This window comes from Mesorhizobium sp. M7A.F.Ca.CA.002.09.1.1, from assembly GCF_003998555.1.
GTDB lineage: Bacteria > Pseudomonadota > Alphaproteobacteria > Rhizobiales > Rhizobiaceae > Mesorhizobium > Mesorhizobium ciceri.
The window spans coordinates 1-865 of sequence record NZ_RZRR01001390.1; the positions used below are offsets into that span (position 1 = coordinate 1).

An 865-nucleotide genomic window follows, 5' to 3' on the forward strand; every position below is an offset into this window, starting at 1 on the left:
AGACGTCGATCGGCTGGATCAGTTTGCCGTCCATCGCCTGGTCGTTGAAGGCGGCATTGATCATGACCACGTCGTAGAGGCCGGGATTGGTCCGGATCTTGGTCAGCATTTCCTGTTCGGAATTGAAGAAGTCGTTGACGACCTTGTTGCCGGTCGCTTTTTCGAAAGCCTCCACCGCCCATGGTTCGTCGGCGCCGTATCCCTTCCAGTTGAGCACATGCACTTCGTCAGCCTTGGCAGCGAACGCGAGTGCGGAGGTAAAGACGGCGGTCGCCGTCAGCAGAGCAGTCAAGTCAGGCATGCGCATGGTTGGTTCCTCTCTGTGGGTTTGCCCGGTTCCCGGGCTTGTCAGGCTTTCCAGCTGTTATGCATTGGCCTTCTGTGTCCGGCCTGCTCCCGACGGGTCGGCGGCATGGCTCAGGAATGTCTGGATTTGGTGGTCGGTCGGCGCCGACGAGCCGCCATGGCGGGTGACCGATATGGCCGCTGCCGCATTGGCATAGCGCGCTGCCTCGAAGGGCGGGATGCCGTGCGCCAGCGCGCTGACGAAAGCACCGATATGGGTGTCGCCGGCGCCATTGGTGTCGATGGCGGTGACTTTGAAGCCGGCAACGGTCTGCGCCGTGCCGTCGGCCAACCTGATATGGCAACCCTTTGCCCCGGAGCGGATGACCACGCCCGCTGCTTTCGGGCAGTGGTCGCCCAGCAGCCGTACCGCGAGGCCCTCGACATCGCCTGGGCCGGCAATCTCGGCGGCTTCCGTCGTGTTGCAGCTCAGCCATGTGGTGCGGGCAAGCACCCGCGACAGGATGGGACGCGGAATGTCCGTGATGACCGGCGTCGGGTCGAAGACGAAGGGAATACC

At 63.2% G+C, this 865-nt stretch carries 1 protein-coding gene and 1 pseudogene; both read right to left on the minus strand.

The features are described from left to right. Positions 1-307, minus strand: a pseudogene (locus EN994_RS33455) (spermidine/putrescine ABC transporter substrate-binding protein); the annotation flags it as partial. Positions 308-364: 57 nt separating this feature from the next. Next, positions 365-865: PfkB family carbohydrate kinase (locus tag EN994_RS33460; RefSeq protein ID WP_245466172.1), on the minus strand; the 501-nt coding region annotated here is incomplete at its 5' end.